The organism is Lactiplantibacillus modestisalitolerans, assembly GCF_005405425.1.
In the GTDB taxonomy this organism is placed as follows: domain Bacteria; phylum Bacillota; class Bacilli; order Lactobacillales; family Lactobacillaceae; genus Lactiplantibacillus; species Lactiplantibacillus modestisalitolerans.
The window spans coordinates 1-19,493 of the sequence record NZ_BJEA01000011.1; the positions used below are offsets into that span (position 1 = coordinate 1).

General features: G+C 49.1%; 18 protein-coding genes. 5 read left to right on the forward strand and 13 right to left on the reverse strand.

The window, feature by feature from the left end; all coding sequences use genetic code 11:
• Positions 1-225: 225 nt before the first annotated feature.
• The 5 genes from FFM79_RS06985 to cdaA form a co-directional block, all read right to left on the reverse strand.
• Positions 226-1,041: a Cof-type HAD-IIB family hydrolase gene (locus FFM79_RS06985; RefSeq protein WP_137642757.1), complete on the reverse strand. Its 816-nt coding sequence runs from the start codon at positions 1,039-1,041 to the stop codon at positions 226-228.
• A 284-nt stretch (positions 1,042-1,325) separates the two neighbouring features.
• Positions 1,326-3,143 carry a glutamine--fructose-6-phosphate transaminase (isomerizing) gene (gene glmS / locus FFM79_RS06990; protein WP_137642758.1) on the reverse strand — a complete coding sequence of 606 codons (1,818 nt, stop codon included), beginning with the start codon at positions 3,141-3,143 and terminating at the stop codon, positions 1,326-1,328.
• Between the two features lie 583 nt (positions 3,144-3,726).
• The gene (gene glmM, locus FFM79_RS06995) at positions 3,727-5,082 is read right to left on the reverse strand and encodes a phosphoglucosamine mutase (RefSeq protein ID WP_137642759.1); all 1,356 of its coding nucleotides are present in this window, start codon (positions 5,080-5,082) and stop codon (positions 3,727-3,729) included.
• Between the two features lie 17 nt (positions 5,083-5,099).
• Complete coding sequence (locus FFM79_RS07000; protein ID WP_137642760.1) at positions 5,100-6,095, reverse strand: CdaR family protein; 996 nt, start codon at positions 6,093-6,095, stop codon at positions 5,100-5,102.
• The gene (gene cdaA, locus FFM79_RS07005) at positions 6,092-6,934 is read right to left on the reverse strand and encodes a diadenylate cyclase CdaA (RefSeq protein WP_137642761.1); all 843 of its coding nucleotides are present in this window, start codon (positions 6,932-6,934) and stop codon (positions 6,092-6,094) included. The genes FFM79_RS07000 and cdaA overlap by 4 nt, the downstream gene beginning before the upstream one ends.
• Before the next feature lie 303 nt (positions 6,935-7,237).
• Between cdaA and FFM79_RS07010 the strand changes: the two genes are divergently transcribed.
• The gene (locus FFM79_RS07010) at positions 7,238-7,885 is read left to right on the forward strand and encodes a DUF1361 domain-containing protein (protein WP_137642762.1); all 648 of its coding nucleotides are present in this window, start codon (positions 7,238-7,240) and stop codon (positions 7,883-7,885) included.
• 421 nt (positions 7,886-8,306) lie between these two features.
• Here FFM79_RS07010 and FFM79_RS07015 read toward each other — a convergent pair whose 3' ends face one another.
• The 4 genes from FFM79_RS07015 to FFM79_RS07030 form a co-directional block, all read right to left on the reverse strand.
• Positions 8,307-8,816 carry a MarR family transcriptional regulator gene (locus FFM79_RS07015; RefSeq protein ID WP_137642763.1) on the reverse strand — a complete coding sequence of 170 codons (510 nt, stop codon included), beginning with the start codon at positions 8,814-8,816 and terminating at the stop codon, positions 8,307-8,309.
• Positions 8,817-8,955: 139 nt separating this feature from the next.
• Complete coding sequence (locus FFM79_RS07020) at positions 8,956-11,082, reverse strand: cation:proton antiporter (RefSeq protein ID WP_137642764.1); 2,127 nt, start codon at positions 11,080-11,082, stop codon at positions 8,956-8,958.
• Positions 11,083-11,112: 30 nt separating this feature from the next.
• Positions 11,113-12,018, reverse strand: a complete 906-nt coding sequence (gene murB / locus FFM79_RS07025) for a UDP-N-acetylmuramate dehydrogenase (RefSeq protein WP_137642765.1) — start codon at positions 12,016-12,018, stop codon at positions 11,113-11,115.
• A gap of 160 nt (positions 12,019-12,178) precedes the next feature.
• Complete coding sequence (locus FFM79_RS07030; RefSeq protein WP_137642766.1) at positions 12,179-13,081, reverse strand: Gfo/Idh/MocA family protein; 903 nt, start codon at positions 13,079-13,081, stop codon at positions 12,179-12,181.
• 100 nt (positions 13,082-13,181) lie between these two features.
• Between FFM79_RS07030 and FFM79_RS07035 the strand changes: the two genes are divergently transcribed.
• Positions 13,182-13,937, forward strand: coding sequence for an exodeoxyribonuclease III (locus FFM79_RS07035; RefSeq protein WP_137642767.1), 756 nt, complete (start codon positions 13,182-13,184; stop codon positions 13,935-13,937).
• Between the two features lie 75 nt (positions 13,938-14,012).
• On the forward strand, positions 14,013-14,549 hold the full coding sequence (locus FFM79_RS07040) for a 3'-5' exonuclease (RefSeq protein WP_137642768.1): 537 nt from the start codon (positions 14,013-14,015) through the stop codon (positions 14,547-14,549).
• Positions 14,550-15,078: 529 nt separating this feature from the next.
• Here the strand turns inward: FFM79_RS07040 and FFM79_RS07045 are convergent.
• From FFM79_RS07045 to FFM79_RS07060, 4 genes are all read right to left on the reverse strand, one after another.
• Positions 15,079-15,603 (reverse strand): GNAT family N-acetyltransferase, encoded by a 525-nt coding sequence (locus FFM79_RS07045; RefSeq protein ID WP_137642769.1) that lies wholly within the window; start codon positions 15,601-15,603, stop codon positions 15,079-15,081.
• Between the two features lie 5 nt (positions 15,604-15,608).
• On the reverse strand, positions 15,609-16,073 hold the full coding sequence (gene tsaE, locus FFM79_RS07050) for a tRNA (adenosine(37)-N6)-threonylcarbamoyltransferase complex ATPase subunit type 1 TsaE (protein WP_137642770.1): 465 nt from the start codon (positions 16,071-16,073) through the stop codon (positions 15,609-15,611).
• Positions 16,074-16,186: 113 nt separating this feature from the next.
• Positions 16,187-17,170, reverse strand: coding sequence for a phosphate acetyltransferase (pta, locus tag FFM79_RS07055; protein WP_137642771.1), 984 nt, complete (start codon positions 17,168-17,170; stop codon positions 16,187-16,189).
• A gap of 22 nt (positions 17,171-17,192) precedes the next feature.
• The gene (locus tag FFM79_RS07060) at positions 17,193-17,885 is read right to left on the reverse strand and encodes a uracil-DNA glycosylase (RefSeq protein ID WP_137642772.1); all 693 of its coding nucleotides are present in this window, start codon (positions 17,883-17,885) and stop codon (positions 17,193-17,195) included.
• 115 nt (positions 17,886-18,000) lie between these two features.
• On the opposite strand from FFM79_RS07060, the gene FFM79_RS07065 reads away from it, so the two are divergent.
• Complete coding sequence (locus FFM79_RS07065; RefSeq protein ID WP_137642773.1) at positions 18,001-18,870, forward strand: Cof-type HAD-IIB family hydrolase; 870 nt, start codon at positions 18,001-18,003, stop codon at positions 18,868-18,870.
• A gap of 24 nt (positions 18,871-18,894) precedes the next feature.
• Positions 18,895-19,458, forward strand: coding sequence for an LURP-one-related/scramblase family protein (locus tag FFM79_RS07070; RefSeq protein ID WP_137642774.1), 564 nt, complete (start codon positions 18,895-18,897; stop codon positions 19,456-19,458).
• Positions 19,459-19,493: the final 35 nt, after the last annotated feature.

Genomic DNA, 19,493 nt, shown 5'->3' on the forward strand with positions numbered 1-19,493 from the left:
CGTCAAACTATCTCTTTCACCACTTATATTAGTATGTTTCCAGCCGCTTTAGGACCAACCGGTAAGGCGACAAGTTTCCACTATCCGGGCTTGACTAACCCTAGAAACGAGGCCGTGACATTAGTCATAGCCTCGTTGGGTTTCCAAATATTAATAGCCGAAACGTGCACCAAAAATCAGCTGGTGAGCATTAACCGACTTTTGGCACACGCTCGGCTTTTTTAGTTACTTTGCGAGTAATTCCTGCTCAATGGTTGCCAATACTCCGGCATGTTCATTGTCTAGCGCCGTTACGTGCGCCGCCGCTTGTTGAACCACCGCATCCGCATTTGCCATCGCGAAACTATGCGGTACGCTTTGCAAGAGGGGTAAATCGTTAGCGCCATCCCCAAAGACCATCAACTGGTCGTTCGTTAAACCGAACTGGTTCGCTAATAGTTGAACGGCTGGCAACTTGCCCACCCGTTGGTCGACTAGGTCGACGACCCCGTAACCACTATCGTGTGCCCGTAACGCACCCTTAAAATAGTGATTTGCATCCGCGACGAGCCGCGCCGCGTGGTCTGGAAGCGTCGACACACTAATCTTCTTAACTTGATCATGAACGGCTTTCAAATCATCCACCAACTGTAAGTTGTCATAAAATTGTCGCGCCATCGCTACTAATTTAGCGGGCGCTCCTTTTTCAGTATACGAGCCCTGACTACCGACCAGAATCAAATAAGCCTTTTTAAATAGGTCTTGGTACCGATCAACGGTCACAAATTGACGTAACTGCTGCGGCGAAAGGCTGCCATCAAATAATTGGCACTGATTAGTATAAATCGACGCCCCGTTTTCGGCAACAACCACCAGGTTATCCGCCATGACATCCTTAAACAGGTTTTTAAGGTGGGCGTATTGGTTACCAGAGACTAATGCCAGGGTGATTCCCCGGTCGCGTAAGGCGCTTAAAACGGCCTTAAAGCGGTCCTGATCAAAGGTTTGGTCGTTTCGCAGTAAGGTCCCGTTTAAATCGGTTGCGATTAGCTTAATTGTCACGAATAAAAGCTCCTTTAATTCGAATTCGCGTTGTTAAACGCAGTGTGTTTTATATTATACGCGTAAATTGAACGGCGCGTAACCGCAAGCACCGATGCAGGCCATTTTTCTCAATCCTCACAAAAGAATGGGTGTCACCTCGTATCAATTGCCGAAACGCGCACCCAAAACCAGCTGGCTCCGCTTAACCGACTTTGAGCCCACGCTTCCAAAAAAGGAAGCAACCAAATTGGTTGCTTCCCGCCCACACTTAAGCACTCACTGCTTAACCGTTTAATTCTTATTTATTCAACCGTGACACTCTTGGCCAGGTTCCGTGGCTTATCCACGTCTAAGCCCTTGTTTAAACTCGTGTAGTAAGCGAGTAGTTGACCAGGAACGACGCTTAGAAGCGCGGTCATCCGTTCGTCTACGGCTGGTAACACGATCGTATCTTCTGGCTTAGCTAAATCGTCCGTGACGATCGTAATCGTCTTAGCACCCCGAGCGGCAACTTCTTGCAAGTTAGAACGGGTTAACCCAGCGGTGTTCTTTTGGGTAATAATCCCAATTACTGGCGTATCCTTTTCAATCAAGGCAATCGTTCCGTGCTTCAATTCGCCGGAAGCAAAGCCTTCCGCTTGAACGTACGAAATTTCCTTGAGCTTCAAAGCCGTTTCCAGTGAAACGTCGTAGTCTAACCCACGCCCAATGTAGAACGCGTTCGGTGTATGCAACAGCGCATCCTTCGCTAGCGCTTCAAAAGTATCTTTTTCATCAACGAGGGCTTGCATGCCGTTCGCAACTAACGCTAATTGTTGTTTAACGTCAAAGTCTTTGGCAGCTGCTTGACCATCCACCATACCGATTGCCTTAGCTAAGATTGCTTCCAACGCAATTTGGGCCGTGTAAGCCTTCGTTGAAGCAACCGCAATTTCAGGACCAGCATGGAGCAATAGGGTATAAGTTGCTTCCCGTGATAACGTTGAGTTTGGTACGTTGGTAATCGTTAAACTTGGGAATTTTTGTTCGTTGACGTTCAACAGCACTTCCCGGCTATCAGCGGTTTCCCCAGACTGCGTTAAGAAGATGAAGAATGGGTGTGCTGATAACAACGGTTGGTTATAAGCAAATTCTGATGAAACGTGGACTTCCGTTGGCACGTTGGCTAAGCTTTCAAATAGCTTGGCACCGACCAACCCGGCGTGGTAACTCGTTCCGGCCGCCACGATGTACAACCGATCAGCCTGCTTCAAAGTAGCCAACAAGTCTTCATTGATTACTGGATTGCCAGCATCGTTCAAGTAAACTTGGGAAAGCTTGCGCATAACGTTTGGTTGTTCATCAATTTCCTTCAACATGTAGAATGGGTAAGTCCCCTTATCCGCTTGTGCGGCGTCAATGTCAACGTGGAACGGCTTGCGTTCAACGGGTTGCCCCTGTTGATTCGTGATTTTGATTTCATCGGGTTTAACAACCACGATTTCGCCATCGTGTAATTCCAAGAAGTCCTTGGTTTGATCCAGCATTGCTAAACTGTCGGAGCAAACGACGTTGAAACCGTCGCCGACCCCAATCAAGAGGGGACTCTTGTTCTTAGCCACGTATAGCGTGTCTGGGTTTTCCTTATCCATCAATAAGAACCCGTATGATGAATGACCCAAAAGCCCTAACGTCTTCCGGAAGGCATCTAAGGTGGATAAGTGTTCAGTCGTGACGAAGCGGTCAACTAATTGAACAATGACTTCGGTATCCGTTTGTGACTTAAAGGTGACGTCACTCAGGTAGTCCTGCTTTAAATCCAAGAAGTTTTCGATCACACCGTTATGAACAAGGTAGAACCGCCCATCGGCTGAAACTTGGGGGTGCGCGTTTGCGACACTTGGTTCACCATGGGTTGCCCAGCGGGTATGCCCAATCCCGGTCGAACCGTGAACGTTTGCGCCCACTTCCTTACGCAGGTCATCAATGCGACCCTTCTCTTTAACTAAATAGTCGTGGCCACTTTGATCGTTGACGTAAATGCCAGCTGAATCGTAACCACGATATTCCAATTTTTCCAAACCATTTAATAAAATCGATACCGCACTATCTTTACCTGTAACTCCAACAATTCCACACATAAGATAATCTTCCTTTGCATTTTTGAATTGTTTCTAGCTGCGTGGTCAAAATGTCTGTTACTAACCTCACGATTAGCGTTTGTATTTGACCTGTAGAGTGCAGTCCCTGACGTCACCCGTCGATTGTCGATAAACGTCGTCCTCGTCAACTTTAATATCTAAAGTCCTGGCGCTATTCCGCTTTTACCAATTAAGAATTGGCCACCATTCACCTCCGATTGGTATATTTCCTAGAAACAAGTCAACTTTACCTTTGTAACCGGTAAATGTCAACAATCACTTTCATTGGTCTACGTGTTAGTTAACCATTATACCAATCTGAAATATTGGCATGACGGCGTTTTCACGTGGTAGCGCTAATGTAAATTCTTTTCAACTTTTTAGTAACAAATTTTCAGTTAAGGACGCCTAAACGCTAACTTTCAAATTGGTCTAGGCCCAATTGGTAATTCGTGACCGTCAGCGGAGATGATTTTCATCACTTTCTGAATTGCCAAAAACCGCACCCACCAGTGACGAACATTGGTGGGTGCGGTTAAATGATTTTTTAAAATTAAACTGAACTTAACGAAGTGGCTTATCGTTAGTCGACGCCAACTTCATTTTTAACCACCGTAACGATTCGATCAACGTAAGCGCCAACCAATTCGTCAGTCTTCGCTTCGGCCATGACCCGTAACAAGTCCTGCGTCCCAGAAGGACGGACAAGGACGCGCCCTTCGCCAGCCATTTCCGTTTCAACTTCCTTAATAACGGCTTGAATTTGTGCGTTATTTAAAGCGGCCTGCTTGTCTTGAACCTTAACGTTGACCAACTCTTGTGGGTAAGTTGTGACTTCCGCAGCCAATTCGGATAACTTCTTCCCCGTTTCCTTCATGACGTGAAGTAATTGAATCCCGGTCAACATCCCGTCACCGGTCGTATTAAAGTCTAAGAAGACCACGTGACCAGACTGTTCACCACCGAGGTTATAACCGTCTTTCAGCATTTCTTCAACGACGTACCGGTCCCCAACTTTGGTTTGTTGGCTGTGTAGACCAGCCGCTTCAAGCGCCTTGTATAAGCCGAGGTTACTCATCACCGTTGTGACGACCGTATCCTTCTTCAACTTGCCGCGTTCGCTCAAGAATTTCCCGCAAATGTACATGATCTTATCACCGTCAATGACGTTCCCCAATTCATCAACCGCAATACACCGGTCACCGTCACCATCAAAGGCTAACCCAACCTGAGCACCCTTTTCAACGACAAACTTTGCTAAAGCGTTGGGATGGGTTGAACCCACACCCTTATTGATGTTCAAACCATCGGGCGAAGTTGCCATCGTATCAAAATCAACGTTTAAGTCGGCAAAGATCCGCGAAACGAGGTTGCTGGTCGAACCGTTGGCCCCGTCAACGGCCAAGTGAATGCCACTAAGGTCGTCGGGAATGGTTTGTTCCAAGAACTGGGAGTACTTCAAGTTGCCTTCTGGGAAGTCGGCAACCGTTCCGAGACCTTCAGCAGCTGGCCGTGGCAAGTCGTCGGTGGGTTGTTCCAATAAGGCTTCAATTTCTTCTTCCTTGGCATCGGACAGCTTAAAGCCGTCACCGCCAAAGAATTTAATGCCGTTGTCTTCAACCGGGTTATGGGAAGCTGAAATCATTACCCCGGCATCAGCATCCTGAATTCGAACTAAGTAAGCAACCCCTGGGGTGGTAATTACGCCTAAACGCAATACTTCGATCCCAGCGGAAAGCAACCCAGCAATCAGGGATTCTTCCAGCATTTGACCGGAAATCCGGGTATCGCGTGCGACTAAGACCCGTGGTTGACTGTCCTTATTTTCAGCATGTTGTGTTAAAACGTAGCCCCCGGCCCGTCCTAAACGGAAGGCCAATTCGGGTGTTAAACCAGAGTTCGCAATACCCCGAACCCCATCGGTACCAAAATATTTCATGATTTCTTTACCTCATTTCAATTTTCGCTTGCTTCACTATTAGCTTTAACTGTAATTTTTACTTTAATCGACTTAGGACTGACTGACAAGATACCATCATCATCACTCGTCGTAATTTTAACCGTTTTTTCAGTACTGGACTTAACGTCGGTTACGTCCACATCAATTGGTAATGACGATAACTTAGCTAGGGCCGCCTTCGTTCCGGTCACCGTCACCGACTTAGTATCCGTCGAGAACGAATAACTCGTATCCGCGGTGGTCTTCCCACTCGCTTTGAGATCCAGCCCAACGTCCTTCGTAGTTGTCGCCTGACTAATCGGAATGTAAACCGACGTGGTGGACGGTGTCAACACAACGTTTAAAGTTTGGCCGTTCGCATCGAGGGCCTCGATCATCGCTTGTTGGTTCACCGATTTTTTTAAATTCTTTTCGGTATTCACCACCGCAACGACCTTGGCGACCTTGCTCACTTCACTCACCGCACCAGTCACTTTGACCGACGAGGTTCCTAACCGCGCCGTGCCAACCTCATAGCCGGAAGCAACGTTTTGCTTATTAAAGTCCGTGTGCACCTTATAGGTCGCCGTTCGCCGGGGTTGAATATTAATATGAATGTACTTTTGATTCAGCGAATAGCTTAATTCCTTATTCAAACCATCGACTTGCACTTTAACGCTATGCCGCCCCACCGATAAGTCTGACAGATTCGCATACACCTTAAAGTTCTGGGTGTTGGCGGTTGTGGTCACCAACGCAGCCGGTCCTTCAATGGTCACCTTCACGTTTTCCGGATAGCCGGTCACGAAGTACTTCGTGCTATTAACGTTGAGTTCTAGGGGAGCGCTGATGGTCACTTTTCGATTCGACGTAAGGGTCGTTTTCGACGCACTGTTCGTTAAAATGCTCGTATTATGCGACGTTTTCATGGAACTAACGTACGCGAACAAAACGAGCGCGCATAGTAGGGCCAACAAACGCATCGCCCAAGGACTATTCATGAAGCGTTTCATTTACGCGGCCCCCCTCCAAAGATGCGGCTAAACCAATCCTGGACCTTATTTTGATGACTCGGGTCCTCAGGCGTTAGCAGTACTTGCCGGAAGTAGCGTAAATAATTTTCGCGCGTCATGCCGCGCATTAATTCATTATCCTTTGTAATTGAAACTTCCCCAGTTTCTTCCGAGATAACGATCGTTAGGGCGTCAGTTACTTCACTGATCCCAACGGCGGCCCGGTGTCGCGTCCCCAGTTCCTTTGGAATTAGGTTACTTTCGGATAACGGTAAGTAGGCGGCCGCCACCTTGATCTGATTATCCTGAATAATAACGGCACCATCATGCAACGGCGTATTAGGAATAAAAATGTTGATTAACAATTCTCCCGAAATATCCGCATCCAGGGCAATTCCAGTTTCAATGTAGTCTTCCAAACCAGTGTCCATTTTAATGGACATTAAGGCCCCAATCCGGCGTTTCGCCATGTATTGAATCGCCTTATCAAGCTCGGTGATCATCCGTTCCTCGTCCTCGTTTTGGCGCTTACCACGCGTAAACATTGAACCCCGGCCGAGGTGTTCGAGGCCCCGCCGAATTTCTGGTTGAAAGATGATCACCATTGCAATCACAGCCCAATTAATGATTTGGTCCATAATCCACGAAACGGTATCCAGACCAATAATCACACTCAGGAATTTGATGACTGCAATGACCACAATCCCCCGGAACAACTGGACCGCCTTCGTACCACGTAACAGTACGATCAACTCATAAATGACGAACCAAACTGCTAAAATATCAAGGAGCCGGACAAAGTTTTGCACTGTCAGTAAACCGCTCCAGTTAAAAGTCATGTTCCCCCTCCTTATGAAAATTATTTACCTTCACATTATAGCACGGCGCCTACTCCTCCGGCTGGTCCATTTCGGCTGGTCGGTGGATTTCTCAACTTTCAATTTGCTTGCGCCTAGTGTTCACTTGCCCGAACCCGGTTTTCCCCCTTCGATTACTCAGCAAACAAAGCCGGTAGTTCCCACACTGCGGACCGCGTTCTTGGTCCTTTTAATTCGGCGTCTGTCCCAAGTATGAATTTAACGTTTGTTTAATATAGCTTAATTAATATTTCTGTTAAAATGAGGGCGAAAGGTGGGACGCACATGACTCGGACACAACGCTGGCTGATTCGTTTCGCATACTGGGCATTTATCGTGTTTGCCGCGCTGAATTTCCACGATTCGTTTCGGTTCTTACTCCTGAATACGCTCTTAGCGTACATTCCAATTGAACTAAGTTTCTGGCTGACGCCCCGGCGCTCGGCCCCGGCATTTTGGTGTTTGGCCGTACTCTGGCTCCTCTTTTATCCCAACGCGCCCTACCTGATGACCGATTTATTCCATCTCAGCTTATTGAAACCATACGCGGTTAACGGCTTGTTGCGGTTCAACTTAGCCATGTGGCGAGACTTCGCCTATCTGGTAGGCCCGATGCTCGTTTCAATCCTCGTCGGTACCTGGGGCGTTGACCAAGTGGCTAAAAATAGCTTGAAACGCTTGCGACTAACGCGGCTTCCCGGCGGCCGTTCAATCGCCGCGGCCGCCTTGCTACTGTTTGCAAGCATTGGCGTCTACGTCGGCCGTTTCATGCGGTTACACTCAATTTACCTATTGATTACGCCCCAGTACATCGTCAAGCAACTCGTTCAAATGTGGTCCCTCAAAATGCTGGCCTTCGTCCTCATCATGTGGGGCCTCCAACTCATCATCTACGCGGCGTGGCGCTTTACGGCCACTGTTGATGATGATTAGTGATGTTGGCGGGGCAACCGATTGACTGAAACCCGATGGACATCGATTTGAGCTCACGAGGAGAACCCTCCCGACTGATAGCTCAGTAATCTGTCGCGAACCACATAACTCATTATTACCGTTGGGTGCCACGATCACTGCCTAAATGCTAGTCGAGCCCTTCAGGTTTCCCAGCAAATGCTCAGCGGTGTCGTTACACTTAGCAAGCGTTGTTTGCTTGGTTAGTGTAAGACCGGTGTTTGAGACGCGGGCTGTCGGCTCAAACCCGTGTCCATCGCGTTCCAGCATTAAGCTGGGGGGCCTGAAGGGCGGCTTAGGACGAACACATTGTTAATTTCAATTGCGCCCAGTTTAGTAAAAATGCACAAAAAGCCCTCATTAACGTAAGCTGTCGTTAATGAGGGCTTTATTTTAGCTTATTTTATGATATTTTTGGATCACTATAACCGCTCGGACTATTCCGCTTATCATGGAGACCGCTGAAACCGCTGAAGCCTAGCTTAGTAGCTTGATGCTCCGCATCGTTGATGTATTGTAACGTATCGCGGGCCCGTTGTAAGCCATAAACTTCCATCCATTGGTGGAAGCGTTGCTTGGAAGCCGCCGTAATCTCTTGTTCGACCCGCTTCCCGGTTTCTGTTAACGACAAATACTTGATCCGCCGATCATTCGGGTTTGTCGTTTGCTCAATGTATTGTAACTCTAGGAGGACGTTAATTTGGCGGGCAATTGCACTCCGTGAAACCCGCTGTTCATTAGCGATTTTAACGAGGGTCAACGATTCCTCACTCGTTGCAATCAACCGCATGACCGTGTAAGCCTCAAACGTGATTTTATAGGGTCGGGTCGGCACCGATACAAAATCGCCAATATATTTTAGTATGTGCATATAAGTTTCCACGAATTGTTCGTGAATTTCAGATTCAGTCATATGAAATCCCCCGCTTATTGTTGTCCCTAATCAGTCCCCTAGAAAACGGTCTTCTTTCGCTATTGCAACCATATACTGTTCGGGCTTGCTATAAGTTTATTATAACCTAGAACTACTTACTTACAACACATAAAAATAATTAATCCTCATCCGAATCAATATCATTCAACATTAATAAGTTTTCCGAATAATTGATAAACTGCCGTAACTGCGAAGCGGTTCGTAAATTAATCTGGCCACTTTCAAGCAAGTGTTGCACGCCAGCTCGTTCCGCCCCTAAGCTTTTAATTCGTAAGGCGCGCAGTTGCTTCTCATAATCGGCGCGCGAAAGGCTGTGATCCGGCTTGGCACTTTCAATACGGTTGCGGTAGTGCACAATTAAATGGTAAAGCGCCTGCCGGTCAATTTGTTGCTCGTCAACGTTCGCCTGCTTTAAATAACCCGAAAGGGATTTAATCGCCGCTTTAGACGCGACCCGTTGAATTTCCAACTGGTCCGCCCGCAATTTATCACTGTCAGCGGGTGCCAACCAAACGCGTAAGCCCTGCATGCCGCGACTGAGCATTGCTCGCAACGACCGCAACGTCGGTAATCCGTGATGCCGATTGAGTTGCTCTAACCGCCGCTCACGGTGATCAATCCGTCGTAGATAGGCTTGACCCGCAATTTTAGACGTTTCGTGCGCCGCAATCATGGCCTTAACGGCTTCCCGTTCGCCCTGAAGCGCAACCAACCGCAACTGCATCTCATCACTAAACATTGGGGCCAGTTCGTCCGCCGTTTGGGAGGCCACTTCTAGCCGCCGAATTTGAAATTGTTGGTCCAAAATCAAGTCGTAAGCGGCTCGCTGATTTTCGGCACGCCGGTGTTCCTCAATATTACGAACTGCTAATTGTAGAATGTAAATTCGCGCTTGCTTATAGGTCACCTGTCGCGGTCGCCCGTCGTCTTCGTCCTCATCGTCCGTAGGCCCAATAATCGTATCATCACTATCAATACTAGAACCCCGGGTCATAAAGGACATCGATTGCGCCGCCATTAACGGCAGGATACCCGCCGCAGCGACTAAACTAACAATAATCACGCCGGCCGCAATGAACAGCACGAGCGCTCGCTCTGGAAAAGCTTCCCCGGTCGCAATGACCGTCGGGATCGTGAAGACCCCGGCCATCGTAATCGCTCCCCGAACGCCGGACAGACCAGACAAGGTTGCGATTCGAACACTCGGGCGCGCTTTCTGGCGGTCTTTTAACCAGCCGAAGAGCATGTAAACGTAGGTCCAGGCCACCCGAATCAACAGCAGGATTGCCCACACGATCAGCACGTCAAAAATCGCGTGGAACGTGTTGGTGTGGGAACCTTGAATCGTTGACTGGGTCGCAACTGGTAGTTCGATTCCTAAAATCAAAAAAACAATGCCGTTGAGGAGGTAGACGATCACGTTCCACACTTTTTCCGTGACCAGCCGGAGTTCCGGCGCGTCTTCAGCTTCGTGTGAATTTTGAATGTGCTCCAAAACGCCGGCCGCCACCACGGCAACTACCCCGGACGCGTGGAACCATTCTTCGGCGACGAAGTAAATCGCAAACGGCGTTAAAATTTGGAGAACGACGTTGAAGACGGTGTCGTTGATGCCTTCGCGGCGCAGAACGTCACGGATAAGCTGAATAATCGTCATAAGGGCTAACCCAACGGCTAACCCCACCAAACTAATGTAAAAGAAATCGCCAACCGCTTTCCCGAGAACGAACGTCCCGGTCACCGCGGCCGCCAGTGCGTACTTGAAGCCGATCAAGCCACTGGCATCGTTGATCAGACTTTCACCACTAACTAAGTGTAAAACTTCCTTAGGTAACTTGACCCCTTCTGAGATTGACTGAACTGCGACTGGATCGGTGGGCGACAAAATTGCCGCTAACGCAATCGCAACCGCAATTGGAATGGTCGGTATCAGAACGTGAATCAAAAAGCCCCCGAGAATCGTGGTGATGAAAACGAGGACGATTGCATTGGCAAAAATCGCCCCGCGTAATTCCCAGAGTTCTTGTTTTGGAAATTGCCTGCCGTCGTTGTACAGCATCGGTGCAATAAAGACGAGCATAAACCAGTCCGTTTGCAACTTAACCTGAACGTTTAATAATAAAGCCACTCCTAGACCCAGCCCGACTTGAATTAAACTGACCGGGATTGCGACTAGATAGTGGCTCAAAACGTTCGACAGCAGGACAAGACATGCCAATAAAATAACGAGTTCAATAATCGGCACGTGGTTGCCCCCTTTGTTCAATTAAATTAATTATGCGTCGACATCCTCACCAATAATCCGGACTTCCGTTTGAAGATGGACGCCAAATTTTTCAAACACAACCTTTTGGACGAAGTGGATCATATCCATATAGTCCGTGGCGGTTGCGTGATCCACGTTAATAATAAAGCCTGCGTGTTTTTTCGAAACTTCAGCACCACCGATACGGTGACCCTGTAACCCGGCGTCATGAATTAGTTTACCAGTAAAGTACCCGGTTGGGCGCTTAAAAACACTCCCACAAGATGGCCATTCGAGCGGTTGCTTAGCCGCCCGTAACGTATTTAGTTCATCCATCCGGGCCTGAATCTTTTTCTGGTTGCCCGCCTTAAGCCGGAATGTCGCCGTCACCACGGTGTCGTGATAGTCCTGCACGGTACTGTGTCGGTAGCCAAAGTCGAGTTCTGCGTTAGTCAGCGTTTTTAATTCACCAGCCGCCGTTAAAACGGTGACACTTTCAACAACTTCGCTGATTTCACCACCGTAAGCCCCCGCGTTCATAAAGATTGCACCGCCGACACTACCGGGGATCCCCGCTGCAAATTCCAAGCCAGTCAAACTGGCCTGACAAGCGACCTTGGTCGCGGCAATCAGGGCCGCACCGGCCTCCGCCGTGACCCGCTGACCATCCGTTTGAATGCGCTTCATAGCGGTTAAAATAATCGTCAAGCCGCGGATGCCGCCATCCTTGACGATCAAATTACTAGCGTTCCCAATTACCGTTAACGGTAGTTGCGCAGCCTGCGCATACTTAACCAAGGCTTGCGTTTCCGCGATTGTTTTTGGAAAAGCAACGTAATCGGCCGGCCCCCCCGTTTTCGTATTGGTATAGTGACTAAGTGATTCGTTTTTTTTGATTTCGATGGCTGGAAATGCGGCCAGGACATCCTGAGTCATGTTAGAAGTTCCTTTCATATTCGGGGCGTGCGGTTGCCAATTAGATTGGTTCCCCACTGCAAGCCCCCGATTCATCCCGACGGAACGGTCGCGAAACCGCCCCCGTCGAGCGTTAGCTAGCTCACTCGACTAGCTATCCGTTCTTTAATTTTAGCACTTTTTAATCACTTAATAAATGACGGCACACCGCGTGACTCGTAATTACGCTCGTTGGATCGACTGGGTTTATTCCGTGAGTTTGCACTGCTTGTAAAAACGCCCGGATCAACGGTGCAAAGCCCCGCTTTTCAAGGGTCGGTTCCCAGTCTGGGAAAGTTTGCGTTTGGTGCGCAGCGGTCTGATAACGCGTCAGCGTTTGTAAATCGGTGACCGTGGCCCGGGTCGTCAACGCCTGAACGGTGGTCTGCTCTAAGTTGACGCCCCCCTGCATGTCCGTCACCAACTGTAATTGTTGGTGGGCGGTTTCGACCGTGACGTAGCCCTGGCCAAAGTTTCCGTCGGCCTGTGGTACGAGTCGCCCGTGGGTTGCGACTAGCGGTTCATCCAAAAGGTACAGGCCGGTATCGACGGTGTGGATCATTAAATCAAAGACCGCGGTTTCCGCGTCCTGCTGGCCATTTTCACGCACCTTTTCCGAAACAATCAACCGTTTATCTGGGAGCGCTTTGAGTTGTTGATTCAGGGGCGCAAACCGCCGATTAAAGCCACAGGTCAACAGCAAGTGCCGCGCGGCAGCTAAATCATATAATGATTGGACGGTCGCGATATCAGTCGCCACCGGCTTATCAACGTACACGTTGATTCCGGCCAGTAACAACTGTTTGATAATCGCGGCGTGGGTGGCAGTCGGCGTATGCACGAACGCGGCGTCCGGTTGCGCGGCAATCAACTCATCAACGGTCGCGTGCGTATGCGTAAAGCCATACATGGCCGCTAACCGGGCCCGTTTTTCAGAATTCCGGGTCGTCAGATGGAACTCATACTGGTCTTGCATCGCCGCCATTACGGGCAAATAGGCCTTCTGAGCAATCTTTCCTAAACCAATGACACCAATTTTTAACATGTGGTTCCCTCCATTTTAAGCGTGCGAATGCGGTACAATTGAAGTAACTTCAAAAGTAATTTAGGCGGCGCAGGCCGCCATTGAAAGGGTTGAAACGCACGTGAAATTTATTTCTTGGAACGTGAACGGCTTACGGGCCGCCGTTAAACACGGTTTTGCTGATATTTTTAAGACCTTGGATGCGGATGCGTTTTGCATTCAGGAAACCAAGCTCCAGGCCGGTCAAATCGACATCGACTTTCCCGGCTACTACCAATACTGGAATTACGCTGAACGCAAGGGGTATTCCGGGACGGCCATCTTCACTAAACACAAACCCCTGAACGTCACTTACGGCATTGGGGTCCCCGAACACGATACCGAGGGGCGCGTCATCACACTGGAATACCCGAACTACTACTTACTGACCTGCTACACCCCCAACTCTGGTGGTGAGCTAAAACGGCTGGATTACCGCCAAACCTGGGAGGACGCCTTTCTTGCGTACGTTAACCAGTTAGACGCCACGAAACCGGTTATTTTCTGCGGCGACCTCAACGTCGCCCACGAAAATATCGATTTAAAGAACTGGCGTAGTAACCACCACAGCGCGGGCTTTACCGACGAAGAACGCGGCAAGTTCAACACATTGCTGGCCAACGGCTACCTCGATACCTTCCGCCACTTTTACCCGGATCAAACCGAAATCTATTCCTGGTGGAGTTACCGGGGGCACGCCCGTGATAACAACTCCGGCTGGCGGATCGACTACTTCATTACGTCCAAACGCCTCGTCGACCGGCTACTAAATGCGCGCATCCTGACGACCATCCACGGGTCCGATCACTGTCCAGTTGAACTGGATATCCGGCTCTAACCCGAACCGCAAGCTTGCGTGTACCGGTAAAAATTTGTACCATAAACGTATCTTTAAGAAACGGTGGTGACCCCTTTGAACTTTGTCGCAATGGACTTTGAAACCGCAAACCCTAAACGTGATAGCGCCTGTTCGCTCGCGCTAACGGTGGTGCGCAATAGTCAGGTCGCGGACGAATTTTATACCCTCATCAAACCCGAGGGCGATTTTTTCTGGCGCAACGTTCAGATTCACGGCATTCACGAAAAGGACGTCGCGGACGCCCCTAAATTTCCAGAAGTTTGGGGCCATATCGCGCCCTTCTTCCAGCGCGACCGCCTAGTGGTCGCACACAACGCGCCGTTCGACGTTGGCGTTCTGCGCCAAACGCTCGCCCACTACGGGATCCAAGTCCCGGAATACTTATCATTAGACACGGTTAAAACGAGTAAACAATTCTACCCCCAGTTACCAAACCACAAACTGGATACGTTGTGCCGGGCGCTGGACATTGAGCTCCAACACCATCACAACGCCCTTGATGATAGTTTAGCCTGTGCCAACATTTTGCTTGCCGAGGCGGCTGAATTTGGTACCGCACCGCTCAAGCCATTTGTCCGCGTTCAGGGCTAATGATAATTTGGAAACCATTTATTTAATCCGCATCACTGAGCGACCGTGACCCACGTCACGGTCGCTTTTGTGTTCCCGCATGTTAATAGCCAAAACGTGCCCCAAAAGTGGGTCTATGATATTTAGTGTTGATTTGCTATGAAGACTGCCAATTGAATTTTCAATCAATTCGTTGTGACTAGCAAAATAGCAAGCAAGATTACGTTAAATTTAGTAATCGTTCTGCGGAATCAACTTCATCAATTAAGACTTATCAGAGTCACCCGTGAGACTCAATATAAAAGCCAGTCTAGCCAGCAGCGTGTGTAACCATGGCTCAACTGCGAAATTATTCTTGGCCGGAAGTGGGCTGCTTCCGGCTTAGAATAAGGCTCGAATTTGAGATTGCTCAGTGGTTTTTCTGAGTGAGCTCAAATCGATGCCCGCAGTGTTCCAGCCACCCGGTTGCACCCGCTGCTGGCGGCAACCTCAACATCAATTGGTATCGAGCCCCAAAAGTCAGCCAACTTGGGGGCGCCCATTTTTTACGTTAATCCGCATTAATGGTCAACACCATGTCGACCGCCGGTACCTGCTCACCGTTTAAATCCAAAACCGGGTGGGGTTCGGGGGCTTGCGGTTGAAAGCCCTGATGCAAGTACAGTTGGGTTGCCCGCTGGTTACGGCATTGAACCGTCAAAATCAAGCGCTTCAACGTACTAAAGTCCTGCGCCCAGCGAATTAATTCTTCCACTAAGGCCGTTCCCAGCCCTTGCCCCCAATAAGCCTTCAAAACGGCGACTCCCACTTCGCCTTCCGCAGCGGTAATGTCCGCCGTCGCCTGCACGGTTGCAATCCCAATTAATTGCTCGCCCAAGGTGGCCACCAAAATAATATTGGTAGTTGTACGCGTAATCTGCTCGATTTGTTCACGCTCACGGGCCTCAGTAAGCTGGCCCAGACCCTCGTCAACCGTAAAGGTATCCGACTGCTGCGTCAGCGCTCGAACTAGGGCCAATAACCGTGCGGCGTCTTCCGGCTCAGCCGGCCGAATTGAAACGACGTCTTCTGCCATCTAACTCACTCCCCTAATTGTGCGACCAATTGCTGGTAGCGCTCGCCAACCGGATCCAGTCGAATGGTTCGTTGATCATCCGCCGTTCCACTCCGTTGCAGTGTGATCCGCAAGTAGGTTGTGGGCAGTAAATCGGCAATAAACTCCGACCATTCAACCACGCTGACGCCGTCGCCATCGAAGTATTCATCTAAACCAAGGTCCTCCGCGCCACCGTCTTCTAGCCGGTAAACGTCCATGTGATAAAGTGGCAAGCGGCCCTGGTGGTATTCGCGAATTAGGGTAAAGGTCGGGCTCTTAACGTTATTTTTAATGCCTAAGCTCGCGGCTAAGCCCTTCGTAAAGGTCGTTTTCCCCGCCCCGAGGTCGCCGTCTAGCAAAATTAGGTCACTCGGTTTTAAGAGTGGGCCCAGTTTAGCCCCCAGTTGCATGGTTGCTTCCGGTGACGTTACAGTTATCGTTTTATTCATCCGTATCTCCAACTCCATTCATTACTTGTTCTCATTATAAAAAAAACGGGGGAAACTTCAAAGCACAAGCCTTGAAGTTTCCCCCGGCGCATAACCGCAATCAGTTATTGATCTTAATCTTGAGCAAGCGCTTGGGCTGCCGTAATAATTGAAACCTTATAAACATCTTCTTCGCTGCATCCGCGTGACAAATCGGAAACCGGCTTGTTTAAGCCTTGTAAGATTGGGCCAACCGCCTCAAACTTACCGAAGCGTTGCGCAATCTTGTACCCAATGTTCCCGGATTGGAGTTCAGGGAAGACAAAGACGTTTGCGTGTCCCGCGACTTTTGAGCCGGGGGCCTTTTGTAAACCAACCTTTTCAACAAAGGCTGCATCAAATTGCATTTCCCCGTCAATGGCTAACTCAGGAGCAGCCGCTTGCGCTTTCTTAGTGGCTTCTTGCACCTTCGTGACCATGTCACCCTTAGCAGACCCCTTCGTTGAAAAGCTGAGCATCGCAACCTTCGGGTCAATATCAAAAATCTTGGCCGTGTGGGCACTCTGAGTTGCGATTTCAGCTAACGTATCGGCATCTGGATCAATGTTAATGGCGCAATCCGCAAAGACGTAGCGTTCGTCACCCTTTTGCATGATGAAGGCCCCAGAAATCCGGTGCGAACCCGGCTTCGTTTTAATAATTTGAAGGGCTGGTCGAACCGTATCACCAGTGGCATGCACGGCACCTGAAACCATCCCGTCAGCCTTACCCATGTAAACGAGCATCGTCCCGAAGTAGTTTTCGTCTTCGAGCATCTTGGCAGCTTGTTCCGGAGTGTTCTTGCCCTTCCGGCGTTCAACCAGTGCGTCCAGCATGGCCTGCTTATCAGCTTCCGGATATGTAACGGGATCCAAAATTTGAACACCAGTTAAATCAGCGTTTAAGTCTTTCGCAACCGCTTGCACTTTATCGGTCGCACCAATGACGATTGGCTTAACCAACCCGTCGTGAGCTAGCCGGGCCGCGGCACCGACAATGCGGGGTTCGGTCCCTTCGGGGAGAACGATGGTTTGATTCTTACCAGTAATTTTTTGTGCCAATGATGTAAATAGATCCATGTGATGACCCTCCAATAAAAAATTAATTTTTAAGTTCGACGTGTTCCGGAAGCTGCCAATTGATTGGTTGCTCACCAAACGATTCCAGCGCGATGTTGGTCTTGGAAAATGGTTTCGACCCAAAAAAGCCGCGGTAAGCGGATAACGGACTCGGATGCGGTGCTTGGAGCACCACGTTCGTGTCCGTATTGATCAGCTTAATCTTCGAACGGGCCGCTTTCCCCCATAAAATAAAGACCACCGGGGTAGCCCGTTCGGATAACTGCTGAATGGCGTAATCCGTTAACCGTTCCCAGCCCTTACCCGCATGGGAAAAAGCAATCCCATTTTGAACGGTCAGAACCGAGTTCAGCAGTAACACGCCCTGCTTTGCCCAGCTTTCTAAGTAACCATGTTGGACCGGTGTGCAGCCAACGTCGTCTTGTAATTCCTTATAAATATTGACTAGGGAAGGCGGTACCGGGACCCCCGGCAACACGGAAAAACTCAGTCCGTGCGCCTGATGCGGGCCGTGGTACGGATCCTGACCTAAAATGACGACCTTCGTGTCAGCAAACGGCGTCCATTCAAAGGCCTGAAAAATATTATACATATCTGGGTGAATATTTTTCGTGCGGTACTCTGCTTTTAAAAACTCGTGTAGCTGATGGTAGTATGGTTGTTCAAATTGGGGCTTTAAAACGTCCCACCAGTCCGTATGAATAAACGCTTTCATCCTTAACACCTCTAGGTTTATTGTAGCATACTAAAAACCACTAATGATAATAATTCTGTATTCACTACCAAACATGTTAAAATGTACCTATTAAGACTATTAAGGATGTGACAACATGATTTCGATTATCGCTTCTGACATGGACGGTACGCTGCTCAACAACGAAATGGTCGTTTCTGACTTTAACGCGAACGCCATCCGCCAAGCGCAACAACGGGGCGTCCACTTTATCGTTTCAACGGGTCGTCGTTACTCTGAAGCCCAACCACTCTTGGCTGCTCAAGGGATCACGGCACCACTGATTACGCTAAACGGTGCTGAAGTGTACGATGCCTCGGGTAAAATGCTCGACATGGTACCAATTACCAAGAGTGTTGCCCGAACCATTTTCCATACCTTAAATTCACAGGGCTACTACTTTGAAGTGGTCGCCACTGATGGAATTTATTCTAATAGTAAGGCCAAGCGAATCGAACAAATCGCCCATCTACTCACTAACTTAAATCCAGACACGTCGTTCAAAGTGGCGGTTACGCTAGCTTCGGCGCGCCTGGAATTAATGGATATTAACTACGTCGAACACTATAACGACCTCCTGGACGATCCTAAAATGCACATTATGAAGATAATTGCGTTTAGTCAGGCCGGGCCCGCAAAGCTCAAACCGTTAAGCACGGAATTGCTGGCTAAACATTCGTCAATTAAAATTACCTCTTCTTCGGCCTCAAACATTGAAATCAACAACGTTAACGCCCAGAAAGGGATTGCGGTCGAACGCTACGCTAACATGCTCAACACGCCGATGAGCAACGTGATGGCCATCGGTGATAATAATAACGACGTCTCGATGCTTAAATTGGCGGGGGTCAGCTACGCGATGGGTAACGCCACCACCGAAGTTAAACAACTTGCCCAACGCAATACCGATACGAACGTCAACGACGGGGTCGGTAAGGCCATTTTAGAGGTGCTCGCGCAACAATAGTTTTCCAAGAAACGAGGGTTGAAAATGCGTCAATTATATTTCAGCCGGAATAGTTTCGCCGAGGGGGCGCGGGTCGTTCGCGACGCGCACAAACAGTCGCATTACCTGCTCGTCGGTCGCTGGGGACGCCGACAGGATGCACTGAGCCTATACGCCATTCAAGGCGAGCTACTTGCCGAAATTCGTCAAACTTCACTCGGTCTATTACCGAAGTTTGATTTATATTACAATCGGCAAAACGTCGGCTCAATTAGTAAGACATTTGGTTTCTGGCACGAAATGCTCTACGTTCGTAAATTACGGTGGATCATTATGGGGAGTCTCAGTGCCGAACATTACCGCATCTATCACGGGACGACCCTGATTATGACGATGCGCCCGGTCGTCACTACGAATGGTGAAGCCTTTGAACTGAGCATTAGCGATCAGCAACTTGAACCAATTTGTATTTGTATCGCCGCCATCTTAGACCATTGGCAAAAGCCAACCAACCGGAACCGCACCCGGGTTACAAAGGGTAATATGCGGGTTAATTTCGGTGAAAGTAATTACACCTTAACCCCCCGTCATAAAGTGCCGCAGAGTTAACCGCAAGCTAAAAAGGATTTCCAAGCCTAATCAAA

Coding starts and splice junctions, on each gene's coding strand:
- glmS (WP_137642758.1), bottom strand. CDS start 3,143: ATGTGTGGAATTGTTGGAGTTACAGGTAAAGATAGTGCGGTATCGATT.
- glmM (WP_137642759.1), bottom strand. CDS start 5,082: ATGAAATATTTTGGTACCGATGGGGTTCGGGGTATTGCGAACTCTGGT.
- FFM79_RS07000 (WP_137642760.1), bottom strand. CDS start 6,095: ATGAAACGCTTCATGAATAGTCCTTGGGCGATGCGTTTGTTGGCCCTA.
- cdaA (WP_137642761.1), bottom strand. CDS start 6,934: ATGACTTTTAACTGGAGCGGTTTACTGACAGTGCAAAACTTTGTCCGG.
- FFM79_RS07010 (WP_137642762.1), top strand. CDS start 7,238: ATGACTCGGACACAACGCTGGCTGATTCGTTTCGCATACTGGGCATTT.
- FFM79_RS07015 (WP_137642763.1), bottom strand. CDS start 8,816: ATGACTGAATCTGAAATTCACGAACAATTCGTGGAAACTTATATGCAC.
- murB (WP_137642765.1), bottom strand. CDS start 12,018: ATGACTCAGGATGTCCTGGCCGCATTTCCAGCCATCGAAATCAAAAAA.
- FFM79_RS07030 (WP_137642766.1), bottom strand. CDS start 13,081: ATGTTAAAAATTGGTGTCATTGGTTTAGGAAAGATTGCTCAGAAGGCC.
- FFM79_RS07045 (WP_137642769.1), bottom strand. CDS start 15,603: ATGGCAGAAGACGTCGTTTCAATTCGGCCGGCTGAGCCGGAAGACGCC.
- tsaE (WP_137642770.1), bottom strand. CDS start 16,073: ATGAATAAAACGATAACTGTAACGTCACCGGAAGCAACCATGCAACTG.
- pta (WP_137642771.1), bottom strand. CDS start 17,170: ATGGATCTATTTACATCATTGGCACAAAAAATTACTGGTAAGAATCAA.
- FFM79_RS07060 (WP_137642772.1), bottom strand. CDS start 17,885: ATGAAAGCGTTTATTCATACGGACTGGTGGGACGTTTTAAAGCCCCAA.
- FFM79_RS07065 (WP_137642773.1), top strand. CDS start 18,001: ATGATTTCGATTATCGCTTCTGACATGGACGGTACGCTGCTCAACAAC.
- FFM79_RS07070 (WP_137642774.1), top strand. CDS start 18,895: ATGCGTCAATTATATTTCAGCCGGAATAGTTTCGCCGAGGGGGCGCGG.